Source organism: Bradyrhizobium algeriense (assembly GCF_036924595.1).
GTDB lineage: Bacteria > Pseudomonadota > Alphaproteobacteria > Rhizobiales > Xanthobacteraceae > Bradyrhizobium > Bradyrhizobium algeriense.
Window position 1 is genome coordinate 7,083,243 of the sequence record NZ_JAZHRV010000001.1, and the last position, 19,188, is coordinate 7,102,430.

Genomic DNA, 19,188 nt, shown 5'->3' on the forward strand with positions numbered 1-19,188 from the left:
CCATATTTGCGTTCACGGTCTGGACTCTTACCGGTCGACTCCCGAAGGGGATATTCTCGACCCGATTCGTGCGTAGCGCGACCAGCAAAAGTGGGGTCCGGTTTTGCGTCCGGGCGCGCTCATTCCTATTGTCGGCGTATAATCTCAACGCCAAACCGCTTACACCTTGGCGGATCATGCGCTGGGGGTAGCGCCGGGTCTGCTGTCGTGCGTTTTTTGGGGCAAATAATGTCGGGCGTAGTCGCGGCAATGCGTCGAACCCTGCTGTCGTGCACCTCACTGGCGCGCCACGGCGTGATTGCGCTCGCCACCGCCCTCTCCGCTTCGCCGGAACCCGCATGGGCCTCGGACTTGACCATCCCGCAGGCGATTTCCGCCCTGTTCGACCTCAATCACCAGGAATTTGCGGCACTGACGACGGCGCTGTCGCTGCTTGGCTTTACCGTGGTGGCCGCGATCCTGCTGATGCGCACGCGCATTCGCGCCAGCCGAATGGAACTCAACCTGCGTTCCGACATCGCCGACCTGCAGGTGCAAGCCGACCGGCTGCGCGCGCTGTTGTTTGCCGAGCCCCAGATCCTGATCGCCTGGGCCGCGGGCGACAACCGGCCCCAGATCAGCGGCGACACCTCGCTTCTGATCTCGCAGGACGCGCTGTCCGATTCACCGCAGCGTATCCTCGCCTTTGGAACCTGGCTGCCGCCGGAACCGGCGCTGCAGATGGACCATGCGGTCGACGCGCTGCGCGAGGCCGGCGAAGGTTTTCTGCTCAATCTCTCCACCTCGAACGGCCGTGCCATCGAAGCGATGGGCCGCGCCATCGGGGGGCAAGCCATTGTGCGGATTCGCGAACTCGGGGGCTTACGCCGGGAACTCGCCGAATCCAATCTCCGCTACAGGGCCCTGTTGGAGGAGACCGAGCTGTTGCGCGACTTCTCCGCCGCGGCGCCCTGGCCGATGTGGGCGAGGAGTGCGGAAGGCAATCTGCGTTACGCCAACGCGGCCTATGTGCGGGCCACCGAGGGCGCAAGCGTCGCGGACACAATCCACCGCAACCTCGAACTGCTGGAGAACGACCAGCGCACCGAGATGGGCCGGGTGCTGAACGACAATTCCACCTTCAGCGCGCGGCTGCCGATCGTGGTCGGCGGCGAGCGGCGCATCTATGATGTTCAGGCGCTCAAGCTCGGCGGCGGCAGCGCCGGCATCGCCATCGACGCCAGCGAGGCGACCGCGCTGCGCGACGCCATGGAGCGGATGGCGGAAGCCCATCGCCGCACCCTCGACCAGTTGTCGTCAGGGGTTGCCGTGTTCGACGGCCAGCGGCGGCTTGCTTTCTACAATGAATCCTACCGGCGGCTGTGGGGCCTCGACCAGGCCTTCCTCGATTCCAATCCCGACGATTCGAGCGTGCTCGACCGCTTGCGCGCGGCGCGCAAACTGCCCGAACAGCCCGACTTCCGGGCCTGGAAGGCCAAGCTGCACGAAGCCTACCGCGCCATGGAGCCGGAGAACTACACCTGGTTCCTGCCCGACGGCCGCGCCGTCAGCGTCGTCACCACGCCGAACCTCGAAGGCGGCGTCACCTATCTATTCGACAATGTCACCGAGAGCCTCGATCTCGCACGCCGGTACGACCGGCTGACCCGGGTCCAGCACGAGACGCTCGACAATCTGGCTGAAGCGGTAGCGGTGTTCGGCAGCAATGGCCGCGTGGAACTGTTCAATCCCGCCTTCGAGAAAATGTGGAAGCTGTCGGCGGAATCGCTCAAGGAACAGCCCCACATCGAGACCGTCGAAGCCTGGTGTACGCCGCTGTTCGACGATGCGCTGACCTGGCGGGCGCTGCGCGAGGCGATCACCGCGATCGACAACCGCGCGCAGGTATCGCTGAAGCTCGAGCGCAAGGACGGCAGCGTGCTGGACTGCATGACCATGCCGCTGCCCGACGGCGCGACCATGTTGACCTTCCAGGACATCACCGACACCGAGAATGTCGAGCGCGCGCTGCGCGAGCGCAACGAAGCGCTCGAAGCCGCCGACCAGATGAAGGTCGATTTCGTCCACCACGTCTCCTACGAACTGCGCGCGCCCCTTACCACCATCATCGGCTTTGCGCATTTCCTCAGCGATCCCTCGACCGGCCCGCTGACGCCAAAGCAGGCCGAGTATCTCGACTACGTCACCAAATCGACCAACGCGCTGCTCGCGCTCACCAACAACATCCTCGATCTCGCCACCATCGATGCCGGCGCCATGAAGCTCGAGCTCGGCCCGGTCAATATCGAAAAAGCCATCCAGGCCGCCGCCGAAGGCATTCAGGACCGGCTGGCGACCGACCGCATCGAACTCAAGGTCGATATCGATTCCAACATCGGCGACTTCACCGGCGACGAGCGGCGCGTGGTGCAGGTGCTCTATAATTTGCTCGCCAACGCCGTTGGATTCTCGCCGCACGATGCCGCGGTCACGATCAGCGCGCGGCGGACCGAGCATCGCGTGATCTTCACCGTCAGCGATTCCGGTCCCGGCATTCCGGCTGAGGTGAAGGACAAGGTGTTCGACTGGTTCGAGAGCCACTCCCACGGCTCGCGTCACCGCGGCGCCGGCCTCGGCCTGTCGCTGGTGCGCTCCTTTGTCGAACTACATGGCGGCAAGGTGCGCGTCGATTCGGTGGTCGGCAAGGGCACCACAGTGACCTGCGACTTTCCAATCGACCAGAACGCGCATCGCAACGCCGCCGAATGACCGCGCCCACGACATTTACGGTAGCGCTGGCGAACGAGACGGCGACCGCGCATCTGATGGCCGACCTCGCGCTGCTGGTCGGTCCGGGCGACGTCATCACGCTCTCGGGCGATCTCGGCGCGGGCAAGACCGCGGCGGCACGCGCCATGATCCGCTATCTCGCCGACGATCCCGCGCTGGAAGTGCCAAGCCCGACATTCACGCTGGCACAGAGCTACGACCTGCCATATCCGATCGTTCACGCCGATCTCTATCGCATCAATGATTCGAGCGAGCTGGAGGAAATCGGATTGTCACCGCTGCCCGAGGGCACGCTGGCGCTGATCGAATGGCCGGAACGCGCACCCGACGCGCTGCCCGAGGATCGCATCGACATCGCCTTCAGCCATCGCCCGGCGCTTGGGTCCACCGCACGCGCCGCCGAAATCACCGGCCATGGCAAAGCGGCGGCGCAGGTGACGCGATTGGGCAGCTTGCGAAAGTTTCTCAGCGAAGCGGGCATGCTGGATGCCGCGCGCGCGCGCATGCCCGGCGACGCCTCGACGCGCTCCTATGCGCGGCTGATCCGCGACGACGGCACATCGATCCTGATGAATTCGCCGCGCCGCCCGGACGGGCCTGCGATCTACAATGGAAAATCCTACAGCGCGGCCGTTCATCTCGCCGAGGACGTCAAGCCGTTCGTCGCCATCGACAACGGGCTGCGCGCGCACGGTTTTTCGGCGCCCGCAATCCGTCACGCCGATCTCGATTCGGGCTTCCTGATCACCGAGGATTTTGGCACTGCCGGCGTAATCGAGGGCGATCCGCCGCGGCCGATCGTCGAGTGCTACGAGGCGGCGACCGACATGCTGGCGGAGCTGCATCGCAAAGCCCTGCCCGAAACGGCGCCGCTGGAGCCGCGGGGCCCATACAAAATTCCGGTCTACGACATCGATACATGGCTGGTTGAGATCAGCCTGATGCTCGAATGGTATCTGCCGGATCGCGGCGCTGAAATCAGCCAGCAACGGCGTGATGAATTCACAACGATGTGGCGAACGCTGCTGGAAAAGCCGGCGGCTGCGCCGCGAACCTGGGTGATGCGGGATTTTCATTCGCCCAACATCATCTGGCTCGGCGACCGCACGGGGATCTTGCGCGTCGGGATTATCGACTTCCAGGATGCCGTGCTTGGCCCCGCCGCCTACGATCTGGTATCGCTGCTGCAGGACGCCCGGCTCGACGTTCCCGAACAGCTCGAATTGACGCTTCTGACCCGCTACATCAAGGCGCGCCGCGCGGCCGATAGCCAGTTTGATCCGGCCGGCTTTGCCGAGCTCTATGCCATCATGTCGGCGCAGCGGAATACCCGCCTGCTCGGCACCTTCGCCCGGCTCAACCGGCGGGACGGCAAGCCGCAATATCTGCGCCACCAGCCCCGGATCTGGACCTACCTGACCCGTTCGCTGGCGCACCCGGCGCTGGCGGCATTTCGCGCATGGTATGCCGCCAACGTGCCGCCGCCGCTCCTCTGATTTACCTCCTGTTAGCCACCCCGCACTTAATCTGGAACCTGCCATGCCGAACCGGCGTGGCCAGCCAGTTTTGAAGTGGGAAGACGGCCATGGCGGGGGCGGAACGTCGCAAGGGAGATCGGGTCGTATTCGAGCGCGGCTTTGCCGCGCACATGATGGGCATCGACGGCACCTGGCGGCGCGACTGCGTGATGGAAGACGTCTCCGAGACCGGCGCCAAGCTGACGGTCGAAGGTTCGGTCGAGGGCCTGCACTTAAAGGAATTCTTCCTGCTGCTGTCGTCCACGGGGCTGGCGTATCGGCGCTGCGAGCTGGCCTGGGTCAATGGCGATCAGATCGGCGTCAACTTCCTGAAGCAGGGCGACAAGAAGAAGAGAGCGGCCAAGCGGGGGGCGGAGGAGGCCGAAGTCTGAGGTTTGGCTGCGCTGGCGGCCGTCGTACGGCCGTCATGTGCGGCCACTAAGGCCTCCCTGGTTGCTGGTTCAAGCGAATCGCCGTGGTATGATCCGCAGGCTGATTTGGATGGTTCGAGAAAATCCCAAAAATGTCCGTTACGCCCACCAAAGCCATGGTCCTTGCCGCCGGTCTCGGTTTGCGCATGCGCCCATTGACCGACCATATGCCCAAGCCGCTGGTGCGCGTGGCCGGCCAGCCATTGCTCGATCACGTGCTGGACAAGCTCGCCGGGGCCGGCGTCAGTGAGGCCGTGGTCAACGTGCATTACCTGCCCGACCAGATCATCCAGCATACCGCGAGCCGGGCCCGGCCCCGCATCATCATTTCCGACGAACGCGACGTCGTGCTTGGCACTGGCGGCGCTGTCGTGAAGGCGCTGCCCCTGCTCGGCAAGGACCCGTTCTTTCACCTCAACGCCGACACGATGTGGATCGACGGCGTGCGGCCCAATCTGGAGCGGCTCGCCGAAACCTTCGATCCTGACCGGATGGACATCCTGCTCTTGATGGCGCCGACCACGAGCAGCATCGGCTATGCCGGCCGCGGCGACTACGCGATGCTGCCGGATGGCGCGCTGCGCAAGCGGCGTGAACACCAGGTGGTGCCGTTCGTCTATGCGGGTGCCGCGATCATGTCGCCCTCGCTGTTTGCCGACGCGCCCGCCGGCGAGTTTTCGCTGACAAAAATGTTCGACCGCGCCAACGAGCAGGAGCGGCTGTTCGGCCTGCGGCTCGACGGCGTCTGGATGCACGTCGGAACCCCCGACGCGGTGCAGGCCGCGGAAGAGGCGTTTCTGGAAAGCGTGGCGTAGCCCACCCCCACAGGATTCGTAGGGTGGGCAAAGCGAAGCGTGCCCACCATTTGCACCAGAATCTCGGTTGAAGATGGTGGGCACGCTTGCGCTTTGCCCACCCTACGCAGCTGACCTGCTCAGACAAAAAATCTCGAAAACAACCCCATGCAAAGTAGAGTGGGCCCGGGATTGCTTTGGCAGTGAGTAGCGGGGACGCCGCCCTCACCCGCATGACCTGCCCCCATTACCTCCCTATATTGCGCCTGACCTCGAATCAGGAAGCCCATGCGCGTTTTCAGCGTTCCCGTATCCGTGCCGTTCCTGCGCACCGTCATCGCGGCGCTGGTCGACGGCCGGCTGGTCGAGGGATTCGAGGCGCGCAGGGATCCGCTCAATCTCGCAGCGGCGACGCTCTATTTGCCGACCCGGCGGGCCGGGCGGCTGGCGCGGGAGATATTTCTCGACGAGCTGAAGACGGACGCTGCGATCCTGCCGCGCATCGTGGCGCTCGGCGACATCGACGAGGATGAGCTGGCGTTTGCGGAAGGCACCGAGCAATTCAGCGGCGCAGCGCCGCTCGACATTCCGCCGCGGCTCGGCGAACTGGAGCGCCGCCTGACGCTGGCGCATCTGGTTGCGGCATGGGCCAAAAGCCCGGTGTCGGCGCCGCTCGTGGTCGGCGGCCCGGCCTCGACACTGGCGCTGGCCGGCGATCTGGCGCGGCTGATGGACGACATGGTGACGCGCGGCGTCGCCTGGGAAGCGCTCGACAAACTGGTGCCCGACCAGTTCGACAAATACTGGCAGCACTCGCTGGAATTCCTGCGCATCGCCCGCAAGGCATGGCCGGAGCATCTGAGGGAGATCGGCAGGATCGAACCCGCCGAACGGCGCGACCGCCTGATCGAAGCGGAAGCCGCACGCCTGACCGTGCATCACGAGGGGCCGGTGATTGCAGCCGGCTCGACCGGCTCGATGCCGGCGACCGCGAAATTCCTCAACGCCGTGGCCGGCCTGAAGCAGGGCGCGGTGGTGCTGCCCGGGCTCGACAGCGATCTTGACGAGGAAGCCTGGCAGACGATCGGCGGCGTCAGGGACGCGCAGGGCAAGTTCACCACGCAGCCCTCTTCGAACCATCCGCAATTTGCGATGCACGGATTGCTGGATCGCTTCGGCATCAAGCGTGGCGATGTCGAAATCCTGGGTACGCCGGCACAGCAGGGGCGCGAGGTGCTGGTGTCCGAGACGATGCGGCCGTCGAGCGCCACCGAACAATGGCACGACCGTCTGGCCCAGCCGGATGTCGCCGCGAAGATCGCAGGCGGCATGATGAAGCTTGCCGTCGTCGAAGCGCCCAATTCGGAGATGGAGGCGCTGGCGATCGCGGTGGCGATGCGCGAGGCGCGGCACCTTGGCAAATCAGCCGCGCTGGTGACGCCGGACCGTGCGCTGGCGCGGCGGGTGATGGCGGCGCTGACCCGCTGGAATCTCGAATTCGACGATTCCGGCGGCGACGCGCTGATGGATACGCCAAGCGGCATTTTTGCCCGCCTCGCCGCGGAAGCCGCCAGCAAGGGGCTGGAGCCGCCGACCTTGCTCGCGCTGCTGAAGCATCCATTGTTTCGGCTCGGCGGCGCATGCGGCGCGTTCAGGCACGCCATCGAGATCCTCGAACTGGCGCTGCTGCGCGGCACCCGGCCGCAGGCAGGAACGGCCGGCTTGGCGCGCGATTTCGATCGCTTCCGCGCCGAGCTCAAAAAGCTCAGGAGCCACGAAACCTCCTCGCTTCACGCCTCGGAGCCGCGCGCGAAACTGAGGGACAACGAACTCGACCGGGCGCAGGCGCTGATCGCGGCGCTGCAGACGGCGCTGTTGCCGCTGGAAATCATGGGCTCGTCAAAACCGTTCGATTTCGCCGAGCTGGCGCTGCGCCATCGCGAAACGCTGATCGCGCTGTCCTCGGATCAAAACGGCGTTGCTGTCGCCTTCGAGGAAGCGCAAGGCGCTGCATTGTCGGCAGCGTTCGATGACTTGCTCGCCGAGCAAAAGCCGAGCGGCCTGATGGTCCAGCTCGGCGACTACCCCGATGTGTTCCAGACCGCCTATGCCGATCGCATGGTGCGGCGGCCTGAATCGGCGAGCGCGCATCTGCACATCTACGGCCAGCTCGAAGCACGGCTGACCGAATCCGACCGCGTCATCCTAGGCGGGCTGGTCGAAGGCGTCTGGCCGCCGGCGCCGCGGGTCGATCCCTGGCTGAGCCGGCCGATGCGCCATGAACTCGGCCTCGATCTGCCGGAGCGGCGCATCGGCCTTTCCGCGCATGATTTCGCGCAATTGCTGGGTACGGACGATGTGATCCTGACCCATTCGGCGAAGGTCGGCGGCGCGCCGGCCGTCGCCTCGCGCTTTCTGCACCGCTTGGAGGCCGTCGCCGGCGAAGCGCGCTGGGATGCGGCCAAGAGTGCCGGAGAAAATTACGTCCGCTTCGCCGCCGAGCTGGACCAGCCCGACGCGGTCGAACCGATTCCGCAGCCCGCGCCAAAACCGCCGGTCGCGACGCGGCCGCTAAAGCTGTCGGTCACGGCGATCGAGGACTGGCTGCGCGATCCCTATACGATCTACGCGAAATATATTTTGCGGCTCGATCCGCTCGACCCCGTCGACATGCCGCTGTCGGCGGCCGATCGCGGCTCGGCGATCCATGGCGCACTCGGCGAGTTCACGCAAAAATTTGCCGATGCCCTCCCCCCACAGCCCGCGCTGGTGCTGCGCGGCATCGGCGAAAAGTTCTTCGCACCGCTGATGGAGCGTCCCGAGGCGCGGGCGCTGTGGTGGCCTCGGTTTCAGCGTATCGCCGCATGGTTTGCCGACTGGGAGCTGGCGCGGCGCGACGAGATTGAGAAAATTGCCGCCGAGATCCGGGGTGAGATCAAGATTCCGCTCGACAACGAGCGCATCTTCACGCTGTCGGCGCGCGCCGACCGGATCGAGCAGCGTGGTGACGGCAGCTTTGCGATCCTCGATTACAAGACCGGCCAGCCCCCGACCGGCAAGCAGGTCCGCATGGGCCTGTCGCCGCAATTGACGCTGGAGGCCGCGATCCTGCGCGAGGGCGGTTTTGAGAATATCCACGCCGGCTCGTCCGTCGGCGAACTCGTCTATGTCAGGCTCAGCGGCAACAATCCGCCGGGCGAGCAGCGCTCGCTGGAGCTGAAAATCAGGAACAACGATACGCCGCAGCGGCCGGACGAGGCAGCCGACTACGCCCTTGAACAGCTTGAAGCGCTGATCCGCAAATTCGAGAACGAGGAGACCGCCTACACGTCGCTGAACCTGTCGATGTGGTCGAACCGCTACGGCGCCTATGACGACCTCGCCCGGATCAAGGAATGGTCGGCGGCCGGTGGATTGGGGATCGAGGAATGGTGAAGGCTGCCCGCATCATTCCCGACGCCGTTCGCGCCACCCAGGCGCGTGCCTCCGATCCGGCGGCTTCCGCCTTCGTTTCGGCCAACGCAGGCTCGGGCAAGACCCATGTGCTGGTGCAGCGGGTGATCCGGCTGCTGCTCGCCGACGTGGCGCCGGAAAAGATCCTCTGCATCACGTTTACAAAAGCTGCCGCCGCCAACATGGCGGAGCGGGTGTTCACCACCCTCGGCCATTGGGTGACGCTCGATGACGACGCGCTGGATGCGGCGATCCGTGATGCCGGCATTCCCAATCCCAGCGCACGCCTGCGCAAGTCGGCGCGCAAACTGTTCGCCTGCGCGCTGGAGACGCCGGGCGGGCTGAAGGTGCAGACCATTCACGCGCTGTGCACGCGGCTGCTGCAGCAATTCCCGTTCGAGGCCAATGTGCCGGCGCGGTTTGCCGTGCTCGACGACCGCGACCAGAACGAGATGATGGAGCGCGCCAATCTCGGGGTTTTCCTCGAGGCGTCGCGCAATCCCGATAGCGCAACGGGCCGCGCGCTGATGACGGCGATGGCGAGCGCCGCCGACGTCACCTTCAAGGACGTCGTGCGCGAGGCCTGCCTCAGCCGCGATCACTTTATGGCGTGGACGGATGCCGCCGGCAGCGCGCATGCCGCCGCCGCGCAAATTTCCGCTGCGCTCGGCGTGAATCCCGGCGATCGAATCGAGGATGTCGAGCGTGACATCGTCGATGGACCCAACCTGCCGCGATCGCGATGGCAGGACGTCGCCCTGGTTCTGGAAACCGGAAGCAAGACCGACCAGGACCAGGCGGCGCGGCTGCGCGGTGCGCTGGTGTTCACCGGCGCGGCGCAGGTCGACGAGTATCTCGGCGTCTTCCTCACGGAAGCCGATCGCACGCCACGGAAATCGGTGGTGACGAAGAAATTCTGCGACAACAATCCGGCCCTTGGCCGGCTGATTGAGGCAGAAGTCCGCCGCATCCTTCCTCTGATCGAACGCCGCCGCGCCGTGGTGGCGCGCGACCGCACCGAGGCGCTGCTTCATATCGCGACCGCTGCGGCGGCCAATTACCGCCGCGAGAAGCAGGAGCGCGGCCTGCTCGACTATGACGATCTGATCGACAAGACGCTGGAAATGCTCGACCGCGTCTCCTCGGGCTGGGTGCACTACAAGCTCGACCGCGGCGTCGATCATGTGCTGATCGACGAAGCGCAGGACACCAGCCCGCGGCAATGGGACATCGTCGCGCACATCATCTCCGAATTCACCTCGGGCGCCGGCGCGCGCGATGGCGTGGTGCGAACGGTGTTTGCGGTAGGCGACGAGAAGCAGTCGATCTTTTCGTTTCAGGGCGCAGCGCCACGCGAATTCGACCTGCGCCGCCGCGCCTTGCAGCGGAAGTTCGAGGGCGCCGGACTGAAGTTCGATCCGGTGTCGTTCACTTATTCGTTCCGCTCGGGACCGGCGATCCTGCATGCGGTCGATCAGGTGTTTCGCGAGCAGGATATCTTTCGCAGCATTCATGCGGTCGACATCGGCAATCCGATCCATCACGCGCTGGCCGATGCCGGCCCGGGCCAGATCGATCTATGGGAACTCGCGGAAACCGACGACCGGCAGGACATCGAAGGCTGGCGGGCGCCGTTCGACGGCGTCGCCGCGACCAGCCCCGAGGTGAAGCTTGCCCGGCGCATTCAGGCCGAGATCAAGACGCTGGTCGGCAGCGGCGTCATGACCGGCAGCAGGAGCGACCGCCGGCCGCTACGCTATGGCGACATGCTGGTGCTGGTACGCCGGCGCGGCAATGCGTTCGATGCCGTGATCCAGGCGCTGAAGCACGCCGGCATTCCGGTCGCCGGCGCCGACCGCCTCAAGCTGACCGAGCATATCGCGATCATCGACCTGATGAACCTGGCTGACGCGCTGCTGCTGCCGCAGGACGATCTGGCGCTGGCGGTGGCGCTGAAGAGCCCGCTGTTCGGGCTTGGCGATGACGATTTGTTCAAGATCGCCTGGCAGCGCAAGGGATCGTTGCGCGCGGCGCTGTCTGAGCGCGCCGCGGCTGACGGCCGGCTGCGGGATGCGCTGTGGCGGCTCGAACAATGTGAACGCCGTTTCGTCAGCGAAACCCCATTTTCATTCTATGCCTGGCTGCTCGGCGGCGACGGCGGCCGTGCGCGAATCCTGCGGCGGCTCGGACACGAGGCGAACGACGCGCTGGATGAGTTCCTGGAGCTGGCGCTGAACTATGAACGCAAGGCGCCGGCCTCGTTGCAGGGTTTTATGGCGTGGCTGCGCACGGCCGATCTCGAAGTGAAGCGCGACATGGAGATCTCGCGCGACGAGGTCCGCGTCATGACGGTGCACGGCGCCAAGGGCCTGGAGGCTTCCGTCGTGTTCCTGGTGGACACCACGACCTCGCCCTCGGATACGCAGCGGCTGAAACTCATCCACTTGCCGCAAGGCAATGCCGATCCGCATGCGCCCGGTGTGGTGGTCTGGGCCGGCCGCAAGGCCGAGGATCCCCCGGCCGTCGTTGCGGCGCGCGCGGCGATGATAGGCGATACCGAGGATGAATACCGCCGCCTGCTCTATGTCGCGATGACGCGCGCCGCGGACCGCCTGATCGTCGGCGGTTGCCTGCCCGGCAACATGAGGAGCGTCCGGCCGCTGTCCTGGTACGATCTGATCACCAAGGGGCTCGCCGGTTCCACCTTGCAGCTTCAGGAGATCGAGACCGCCATAGGCCGGGTGAAGCGCTATACGCGCCCCGAGGAGGCTACGCCGTCGGCCGCGCCCGCTGCTGCGCCGTCCCCGCCGGCGCCGATGGTGCTGCCCAACTGGCTGCTGACGCCGGCGCAGCCTGAGGCCTCCCCGGAAAGCCTGTTGCGGCCCTCGGACCCCGCAGACAGCGAACGCCATCCGGTACGCACGGCCGAGTCGCTCGCGCAGCGCGCCCGCGCCTTGCAGCGCGGCACGCTGGTGCACCGGCTGCTGCAATCGCTGCCCGATATAGCCGCCCAGCGCCGCCGCGAGGCCGCGCTGGCCTATCTGGCCCGCAATGCCGACGGCTGGACCGAGGAGGAACGGCAGGCGCTGGCCGAAAGCACGCTGGCCCTGATCGCGGATGGGCGTTTCGCGCCGGTATTCGCCCCCGGCAGCCGCGCCGAAGTCTCGATCGTCGGCCGGCTGGAGCGGCCGGGTGGCCGGCCGGCGCTGGTATCCGGGCAGATCGACCGGCTCATGATCACGGAAAACGAGGTCCTGATCGTCGATTTCAAGACCAACCACACCCCGCCGAGCAGGCCTGACGAGACGCCGAGGGGCTATGTCCGCCAGCTCGCGCTGTACCGGGCGGTGCTGGCCAAGCTTTATCCCCAGCGGCTGGTTCGCGCGGCGCTGCTTTGGACCGAAACCGCTGAATTAATGGAAATTTCAGCTCCCGCGCTGGAGGCCGAGCTGGCATCCATCATCTCGGCGTGACCCGTGCTTGACCCGGCAGGATCGCGTTCATAGGTTTGATCCTATCATTGCGGGCGCGATTCTCATCCCGCGCCCCTTAATTCCTAACCGAACGAGGTAATTCCCATGGCCGTTGGCAAGGTTTCTGACGCCGATTTCGAAGCCGAAGTGCTCAAGGCGACCGGGCCGGTGGTCGTCGATTTCTGGGCTGAATGGTGCGGCCCCTGCCGCATGATCGCGCCTGCGCTCGACGAGATTTCCGGCGCCATGGGCGACAAGGTCAAGATCGTGAAGCTGAACGTCGACGAGAGCCCGAAGACGGCCTCGAAATACGGCGTGATGTCGATCCCGACCCTGATGATCTTCAAGGGCGGCGAAATGGCCTCCCGTCAGGTCGGCGCCGCACCGAAGGCGAAGCTGCAGCAGTGGATTACCGCCGCGGTCTGATCGGCTTTCGATTTGCTGATTGTGAAACGGCCGGCGCAACGCCGGCCGTTTTGTTTTGTGGCGGATGATCTCGTGGCCCGGGTGCAGCGAAGCGCAACCTGGGACTCTTATATGCGCGGCGCGAACCCCGGATTGCGTGGAGCCTGTCATCGGGCGCGCATTCGCGCGACCCGTTGGCTCCATCCGGGCTACGATTTTTCAGCCGATCCACCCCGTCGCCAGCGCGGCCGCCAGTTCGGCTTGGCCGTTCTGCCGCGCGAGTGCGGCCATCGTTTCGTGATCATACGGCACGTGACGGAATGTAACGCGCCACTTGCCATCGACGAGTTCGAGGATCGCATAACGCGCATCCGGCGTGCCGGCTTCAATCACATGCGCAAACGGATGAGTATCGCGATAGCCGGGTGAGCCGACGCTGCCGGGATTGACGATCAATCGGCCATCGCGAAGCCTGACCGCGCGGGCGAGATGGGTGTGTGCGCAGAGGATCAAGGACTGCGTGATGCCCTCGGCATGCTTCTCGATTGCATCCAGCGCTGACAACCGCACGGTGCCGTCAGGCAAAACCGTATCCAGCCAATAGACCTCGTCATGGTCAGGCGTCGCGTGACAGAGAAAGACCTGATCGCGAAACACGGTGGTCTTTGGCACCGCGCGCAGCCAATCGAGATGGTGCGTTTCGAGCTGCGCATGGGCGGGGCGATCCCATGATCCCATCTTCTCCGGCGGCCGATCAATCAGATAGCGATCATGATTGCCGAGCACGTGAACGGCATCGAGCGCCACCAGCGCATCCATGGTGCGCCGCGCGTCGAGCGGGCCGCTCGCCATGTCGCCGAGATTGACGATCTCGCCAATGCCCTGCGCACCGATGTCGGCCAGCACGGCTTCGAGCGCGAGATAGTTTCCGTGCACATCGGCAATCGCGGCAAAGCGCATGTTAATTCCAGCTTTCGACAGTTATGGTTGTACGGCGCTGCAAGAACGATGTTAGGTCACCTAACTCATTTGGGTGAAACCAGCCTGCAACATTCTTCTTTGGTTCTAGGGCGGAACCCGAGTTCCGACTCGCAGTGTGGCGGTATCTTGGCTAGAGTTTGCAAAGACCGGGGCTGGCGAATTCATAAGCAATCGATATTTCTACCCGGGGGCCGCTGGAAGCAATTTCAGCGGCCATTTAATTTTCTTCGGACTAATTTTTCTTCGGACGTTATCCCGGCGGCGTGCCGTTGATCGCAAGCACATGACCGGCGAGATAGAGCGAGCCGGTGATAAGGATGCGCGGCGGCACTTCGTATGCCAGCCGCGACAGCGCATGTAGCGCAGCTTCGACGCTTGCAGCATTTTCAACGCGCATGCCGAGCGCGCGCGCCGCATCCGCCAGCCGGTCCGGCGGCATCGCATTGTCGCGGCCGGGAATCGACACCGCCATGATGTGCCGCGTCAGGCCGGCGAAATTGGCGAGAAATGCACCCGCATCCTTGTTCGCCATCATGCCCGCGATCACCACCAGCGGGCGCGACACGCGCTCCTCGAGATCGCCGAGCGCCGCAGCCGTGACACGTCCGCCTTCCGCATTATGCGCGCCATCGAGCCAGATCTCGCACCCCTTCGGCCCCTGATCGACCAGCGCGCCGGAAACCAGCCGCTGCATCCGGGCCGGCCATTCGGCATTGACGATGCCGGCCTCGAATGCCGGCATGCTGATTTTGAACGCTTCGATCGCCCGCAACGTTGCGATCGCAAGACCGGCATTATCGAATTGATGCCGCCCGAACAGTTTTGGCGCCGCAAGATCCATCAGGCCACGCTCGTCCTGATAGACCAGCCGCCCGCGCTCGACGCCGACATGCCATTGCTGTCCGGCCGCATGCAGCGCCGCGCGCATGCGCTTGCCCTGCGCCTCGATCACCGACATCGCTTCCGGCGCCTGCTCGGCGCAAATCACCGGCGCGCCGCGCTTGATGATGGCGGCCTTTTCGCCGGCGATAGCGGTCAGCGTGTCGCCGAGGAATTCCGTGTGATCCATGCTGACGGGCGTGATGACCGTCGCAATCGGCCTGTCGATGACGTTGGTGGCGTCGAGCCGTCCGCCAAGACCGGTTTCCAGCAGCACGACATCGGCCTCATGCTCCGCGAACAGGCAAAACGCCGCCGCGGTCTCCATCTCGAAAATCGTGATCGGCTCGCCCGCATTGACCTGTTCGCAGTGCTCCAGCACCCGGCGCAACTCGGCATCATCAGCCAGCCGGCCGCCGCCCTTCTCGCCGATGCGGAAGCATTCGTTGATCCTGACCAGGTAAGGCGAGGTATAGACGTGCACGCGCAGGCCCGCGGCCTCGAGGATCGCGCGCAGATAGGCGATGGTCGAACCCTTGCCGTTGGTGCCCGCGATATGGATCACCGGCGGCAACGTAGCTTCCGGATGGTCGAGCCGCGCCAGCAGGCGGTGCATGCGATCGAGGCTGAGATCGATGCGCTTCGGATGCAGCGCACACAGCCGCGCGATCAATTCATCGAGCGGCTGGGGTTTGGCGGCAGGCAGATTCACGCGTGGGGCGCAGCCGGCACGGCTTCCGGCGCCGAGACGATCTGCGCCGGATCCGTGACCTGCGGCGAAGGCTTCGAGGCGGCTTCGAGCGCCGGCGATTTGGTCAAGAGCCGGCACAGCCGCGCCAGCGTCGGACGCATCTCGTGGCGATGCACGACCATGTCGATCATGCCGTGATCGAGCAGATATTCGGCGCGCTGGAATCCTTCCGGCAGTTTCTCGCGGATGGTCTGCTCGATCACCCGCGCGCCGGCAAAGCCGATCAGCGCGCCGGGTTCGGCGATCTGCACGTCACCCAGCATGGCATAGGATGCGGTGACGCCGCCGGTGGTCGGATTGGTCAGCACTACGATGTAGGGCAGCTTCGCTTCGCGCAGCATCTGCACGCCGACGGTGGTGCGCGGCATCTGCATCAGCGACAGGATGCCCTCCTGCATCCGCGCGCCGCCCGAGGCCGCGAACATGATGAATGGCGACTTCTTTTCCACCGCAAGCTCGAGCCCGCGCACGATCGCCTCGCCCGCGGCCATGCCGAGCGAACCGCCCATGAAATCGAAATCCTGCACCGCGATGACGACGCCGGCGCCCTCCAGCTTGCCGTAACCGACCTTGATGGCGTCGTTCAGCCCGGTCTTGGCGCGCGCATCCTTGATGCGGTCGACATATTTGCGCTCGTCGCGGAACTTGAGCGGATCGGCCGTCACTTCCGGCAGCGCGATGTCGTACCAGGTCTCATTGTCGAAGATCGATTTAAGCCGCGCCACCGCGCCCATGCGCATGTGGTAGTTCGAGCCTGGAATGACGAACTGGTTGGCCTCGACGTCCTTGTAGAACACGAGCTGTCCGGAATCCGGGCACTTGATCCACAGATTCTCCGGCGTCTCGCGGCGCAGGATGTTGCGGATCTTCGGCCGGACGACATTGGTGAGCCAATTCATGTTTCGCTCCGAATGCGGTTGGACGCATTAACTGGAATATATGGCGGCCCGAATCACTCCGGGCAAGCCGCCCCTTTCGGTCCAATTGGCAAGCAATTGTGGCTTATTCAGCCGCCTGCTTCGCCCCGCGGACACCCTGCGCCAGGGAGGCCACGAGATCGGCCACCGCCGCGACCGTCTTGGTGGTCGCCTGCCCCTTCGTATCCAGGCTGTCACGCAACGCGTCGACCAGCGCGGTACCAACCACGGCGCCGTTGGCCTTCTCGGCAATCGCCCGCGCCGCCTGCGGGGTGCGGATGCCGAAGCCGACACACACCGGCAGTTTGGTGTGGCGCTTGATCCGCGCCACGGCGTCCCCGACGACCGTCGAGTCGGCCGCAGCTGCGCCGGTGATACCGGTGATCGAGACGTAGTAGACAAAGCCGGAAGTGTTCGCGAGCACGGCCGGCAGGCGCTTGTCATCGGTGGTCGGCGTCGCCAGTCGGATGAAGTTGAGCCCGGCCTTCAGCGCGGGAATGCACAGCTCGTCGTCCTCCTCAGGCGGCAGGTCGACGAGGATCAGGCCATCGACGCCGGCCGTCTTGGCATCGGCGAGGAACTTGTCGACGCCATAGATGTAGATCGGATTGTAGTAGCCCATCAGCACCAGCGGCGTGGTGTTGTCGTCCTTGCGGAAGCCGCGCACCATCTCCAGCGTCTTCTTCAGCGTCATGCCAGCCTTCAGCGCGCGCAGGCCCGCCGCCTGGATCGAGGGCCCGTCCGCCATCGGATCGGTGAAGGGCATGCCGATCTCGATGATGTCGGCGCCCGCCTTCGGCAGCGCCTTGATGATGTCGAGCGACGTCGCAGGGTCCGGATCGCCGGCCATCAGGAAGGTGACGAAAGCCGAGCGGCCCTCTTTCTTGAGTTCGGCAAAGCGTGCGTCGATGCGGGTGGTCACTGCTTCTTGCCTTTCAAAATCTCCGTGATCTGCGGAATGTCCTTGTCGCCACGGCCGGACAGATTGACGACCATCAGATGATCTTTCGGCCGCTTGGGCGCGAGCTCCGTGACCTTGGCGATCGCATGCGCGGATTCCAGCGCCGGCGGGATGCCCTCCAGCCGCGACAGCAGCATGAAGGCGGCGAGCGCTTCGTCGTCGGTCGCCGACAGATAGGTGACGCGGCCGGTCTCGTGCAGCCAGGAATGCTCCGGCCCGATGCCGGGATAGTCGAGCCCCGCCGAGATCGAATGCGCGTCCTGGATCTGGCCGTCCGCGTCCATCAAGAGATAGGTGCGGTTGCCGTGCAGCACGCCCGGCCGTCCGCCAGCAATCGACGCCGCATGCAGCTGCGTCAGGCCGTGACCGGCGGCTTCGACGCCAAAAATTTCGACGGAGGGATCATCGAGGAATGGATGGAACAAGCCCATTGCATTGGAGCCGCCACCGATGCAGGCGATAAGGGAATCCGGCAGACGTCCTTCGGCCTCCATCATCTGCTTGCGGGTCTCGTCGCCAATGACTGATTGGAAGTCGCGCACCATCATCGGATAGGGGTGCGGGCCCGCCACCGTGCCGATGCAATAGAATGTGTTGTGCACGTTGGTGACCCAGTCGCGCAGCGCCTCATTCATCGCGTCCTTTAGCGTGCGCGTGCCCGACTGCACCGGAACGACCTTGGCACCCAGCATCTCCATGCGGAACACGTTCGGCGCCTGACGGGCGACGTCGACTGCACCCATATAGACCACGCATTCCAGCCCAAAGCGCGCGCACAGCGTCGCGGTGGCAACGCCATGCTGGCCAGCGCCGGTCTCGGCAATGATGCGCTTCTTGCCCATGCGCCGCGCGACCATGATCTGGCCAAGCACGTTGTTCACCTTGTGCGAGCCGGTGTGGTTGAGCTCCTCGCGCTTCAGATAAATCTTGGCACCGCCGAGATGCTCGGTCAGGCGTTCGGCAAAATAGAGCGGCGACGGCCGGCCGACATAATCCTTCAGGTAGCCGTTCATCTCGGCCTGGAACGATGGATCGGCCTTGGCCGCCGCATAGGCCTTTTCCAGATCGAGGATCAGCGGCATCAGCGTTTCCGCGACAAAGCGGCCGCCGAAATTGCCGAAATGCCCGCGCTCGTCGGGACCGGTGCGGAATGAATTGGGCAGATTTGGATTCATCGGACCATCAATTCTTCGGTGGCGCGCGCGGCGCGAATGAAATGGCGGATCATCTCGGGATCCTTGATGCCGGGCGCGCTTTCGACGCCGGAGGATACATCGACGCCGCCGGCGCAGGTAACGCGGACCGCCTCCGCGACATTGCCGGCGGAAAGCCCGCCCGAGACCATGAAGGGCAGCTGGAGGTCGAGCTTTTCCAAAACGTGCCAGTCGAACACGGCCCCCAAGCCGCCGGGGCGGGTGGCGCCCCTGGGCGCGCGGGCATCGAACAGGATGCGATCGGCGACGCTGGCATAGCCCGGCAGCACGGCGAGATCGGCCGACGTTTCGACCGCAATCACCTTCATGACCGGAAGCGAAAACGTCGCCTTGATGTCACGCACCCGCGCGATGGTTTCCTTGCCGTGCAGTTGCAAGAGATCCGGCCGCAGCGTCTCGACGATGTTTTCCAGGGTCGCGTCGTCGGCATCGACCGTCAGCGCCACCTTGGCGGCGCGACCCTTGGCCTGCCGGCCGAGTTCCCGCGCCGTCTCGAGGCTGAGATGGCGCGGCGACGGCGGGAAGAACACGAATCCCACCATGTCGGCACCCGCCTCAAGCGCGGTGTCGAGCGTCTCGCGCGTGGACAGGCCACAAATTTTGACGAGCAGAGGCATGGTCTCTCGGGCACGGATTTCGAGCC

13 protein-coding genes are annotated in these 19,188 nt (G+C 65.1%); 7 read left to right on the forward strand and 6 right to left on the reverse strand.

The window, feature by feature from the left end; all coding sequences use genetic code 11:
- Positions 1–228: 228 nt before the first annotated feature.
- The 7 genes from V1286_RS34045 to trxA all read left to right on the forward strand — a co-directional run bounded on the left by V1286_RS34045 (position 229) and on the right by trxA (position 12,863).
- Positions 229–2,748 (forward strand): PAS domain-containing sensor histidine kinase, encoded by a 2,520-nt coding sequence (locus V1286_RS34045; RefSeq protein ID WP_334487450.1) that lies wholly within the window; start codon positions 229–231, stop codon positions 2,746–2,748.
- Positions 2,745–4,265: a tRNA (adenosine(37)-N6)-threonylcarbamoyltransferase complex ATPase subunit type 1 TsaE gene (tsaE, locus tag V1286_RS34050; RefSeq protein ID WP_334487452.1), complete on the forward strand. Its 1,521-nt coding sequence runs from the start codon at positions 2,745–2,747 to the stop codon at positions 4,263–4,265. The genes V1286_RS34045 and tsaE overlap by 4 nt, the downstream gene beginning before the upstream one ends.
- A gap of 89 nt (positions 4,266–4,354) precedes the next feature.
- Positions 4,355–4,678: a PilZ domain-containing protein gene (locus tag V1286_RS34055; RefSeq protein WP_334487454.1), complete on the forward strand. Its 324-nt coding sequence runs from the start codon at positions 4,355–4,357 to the stop codon at positions 4,676–4,678.
- A 131-nt stretch (positions 4,679–4,809) separates the two neighbouring features.
- Entirely contained in the window at positions 4,810–5,532 is a 723-nt protein-coding gene (locus tag V1286_RS34060; protein ID WP_334487456.1) for a nucleotidyltransferase family protein, read from the forward strand.
- A 267-nt stretch (positions 5,533–5,799) separates the two neighbouring features.
- Positions 5,800–8,946: a double-strand break repair protein AddB gene (addB, locus tag V1286_RS34065; RefSeq protein WP_334487458.1), complete on the forward strand. Its 3,147-nt coding sequence runs from the start codon at positions 5,800–5,802 to the stop codon at positions 8,944–8,946.
- A complete protein-coding gene (addA, locus tag V1286_RS34070) occupies positions 8,940–12,437 on the forward strand; it encodes a double-strand break repair helicase AddA (protein WP_334487460.1) in 3,498 nt (1,165 codons plus the stop codon). The genes addB and addA overlap by 7 nt, the downstream gene beginning before the upstream one ends.
- 105 nt (positions 12,438–12,542) lie before the next feature.
- Positions 12,543–12,863: a thioredoxin gene (trxA, locus tag V1286_RS34075; RefSeq protein ID WP_016847387.1), complete on the forward strand. Its 321-nt coding sequence runs from the start codon at positions 12,543–12,545 to the stop codon at positions 12,861–12,863.
- 198 nt (positions 12,864–13,061) lie between these two features.
- Here the strand turns inward: trxA and V1286_RS34080 are convergent, their stop codons facing one another.
- From V1286_RS34080 to V1286_RS34105, 6 genes are all read right to left on the reverse strand, one after another.
- Complete coding sequence (locus V1286_RS34080) at positions 13,062–13,802, reverse strand: metallophosphoesterase family protein (RefSeq protein WP_334487462.1); 741 nt, start codon at positions 13,800–13,802, stop codon at positions 13,062–13,064.
- Between the two features lie 271 nt (positions 13,803–14,073).
- On the reverse strand, positions 14,074–15,414 hold the full coding sequence (locus V1286_RS34085) for a bifunctional folylpolyglutamate synthase/dihydrofolate synthase (protein WP_334487464.1): 1,341 nt from the start codon (positions 15,412–15,414) through the stop codon (positions 14,074–14,076).
- The gene (gene accD / locus V1286_RS34090) at positions 15,411–16,352 is read right to left on the reverse strand and encodes an acetyl-CoA carboxylase, carboxyltransferase subunit beta (protein ID WP_334487465.1); all 942 of its coding nucleotides are present in this window, start codon (positions 16,350–16,352) and stop codon (positions 15,411–15,413) included. Before accD ends, V1286_RS34085 begins: the two co-directional genes overlap by 4 nt.
- A gap of 103 nt (positions 16,353–16,455) precedes the next feature.
- The gene (trpA, locus tag V1286_RS34095) at positions 16,456–17,292 is read right to left on the reverse strand and encodes a tryptophan synthase subunit alpha (protein ID WP_108512694.1); all 837 of its coding nucleotides are present in this window, start codon (positions 17,290–17,292) and stop codon (positions 16,456–16,458) included.
- Complete coding sequence (gene trpB, locus V1286_RS34100; protein ID WP_334487466.1) at positions 17,289–18,506, reverse strand: tryptophan synthase subunit beta; 1,218 nt, start codon at positions 18,504–18,506, stop codon at positions 17,289–17,291. The genes trpA and trpB overlap by 4 nt, the downstream gene beginning before the upstream one ends.
- Entirely contained in the window at positions 18,503–19,162 is a 660-nt protein-coding gene (locus V1286_RS34105) for a phosphoribosylanthranilate isomerase (RefSeq protein WP_334487468.1), read from the reverse strand. Before V1286_RS34105 ends, trpB begins: the two co-directional genes overlap by 4 nt.
- Positions 19,163–19,188: the final 26 nt, after the last annotated feature.

Bases quoted from the DNA above. Each gene is read 5' to 3' on its own strand.
- V1286_RS34045 (WP_334487450.1), top strand. From the start codon at position 229: ATGTCGGGCGTAGTCGCGGCAATGCGTCGAACCCTGCTGTCGTGCACC.
- tsaE (WP_334487452.1), top strand. From the start codon at position 2,745: ATGACCGCGCCCACGACATTTACGGTAGCGCTGGCGAACGAGACGGCG.
- V1286_RS34055 (WP_334487454.1), top strand. From the start codon at position 4,355: ATGGCGGGGGCGGAACGTCGCAAGGGAGATCGGGTCGTATTCGAGCGC.
- V1286_RS34060 (WP_334487456.1), top strand. From the start codon at position 4,810: ATGTCCGTTACGCCCACCAAAGCCATGGTCCTTGCCGCCGGTCTCGGT.
- addB (WP_334487458.1), top strand. From the start codon at position 5,800: ATGCGCGTTTTCAGCGTTCCCGTATCCGTGCCGTTCCTGCGCACCGTC.
- addA (WP_334487460.1), top strand. From the start codon at position 8,940: ATGGTGAAGGCTGCCCGCATCATTCCCGACGCCGTTCGCGCCACCCAG.
- trxA (WP_016847387.1), top strand. From the start codon at position 12,543: ATGGCCGTTGGCAAGGTTTCTGACGCCGATTTCGAAGCCGAAGTGCTC.
- V1286_RS34080 (WP_334487462.1), bottom strand. From the start codon at position 13,802: ATGCGCTTTGCCGCGATTGCCGATGTGCACGGAAACTATCTCGCGCTC.
- accD (WP_334487465.1), bottom strand. From the start codon at position 16,352: ATGAATTGGCTCACCAATGTCGTCCGGCCGAAGATCCGCAACATCCTG.
- trpB (WP_334487466.1), bottom strand. From the start codon at position 18,506: ATGAATCCAAATCTGCCCAATTCATTCCGCACCGGTCCCGACGAGCGC.
- V1286_RS34105 (WP_334487468.1), bottom strand. From the start codon at position 19,162: ATGCCTCTGCTCGTCAAAATTTGTGGCCTGTCCACGCGCGAGACGCTC.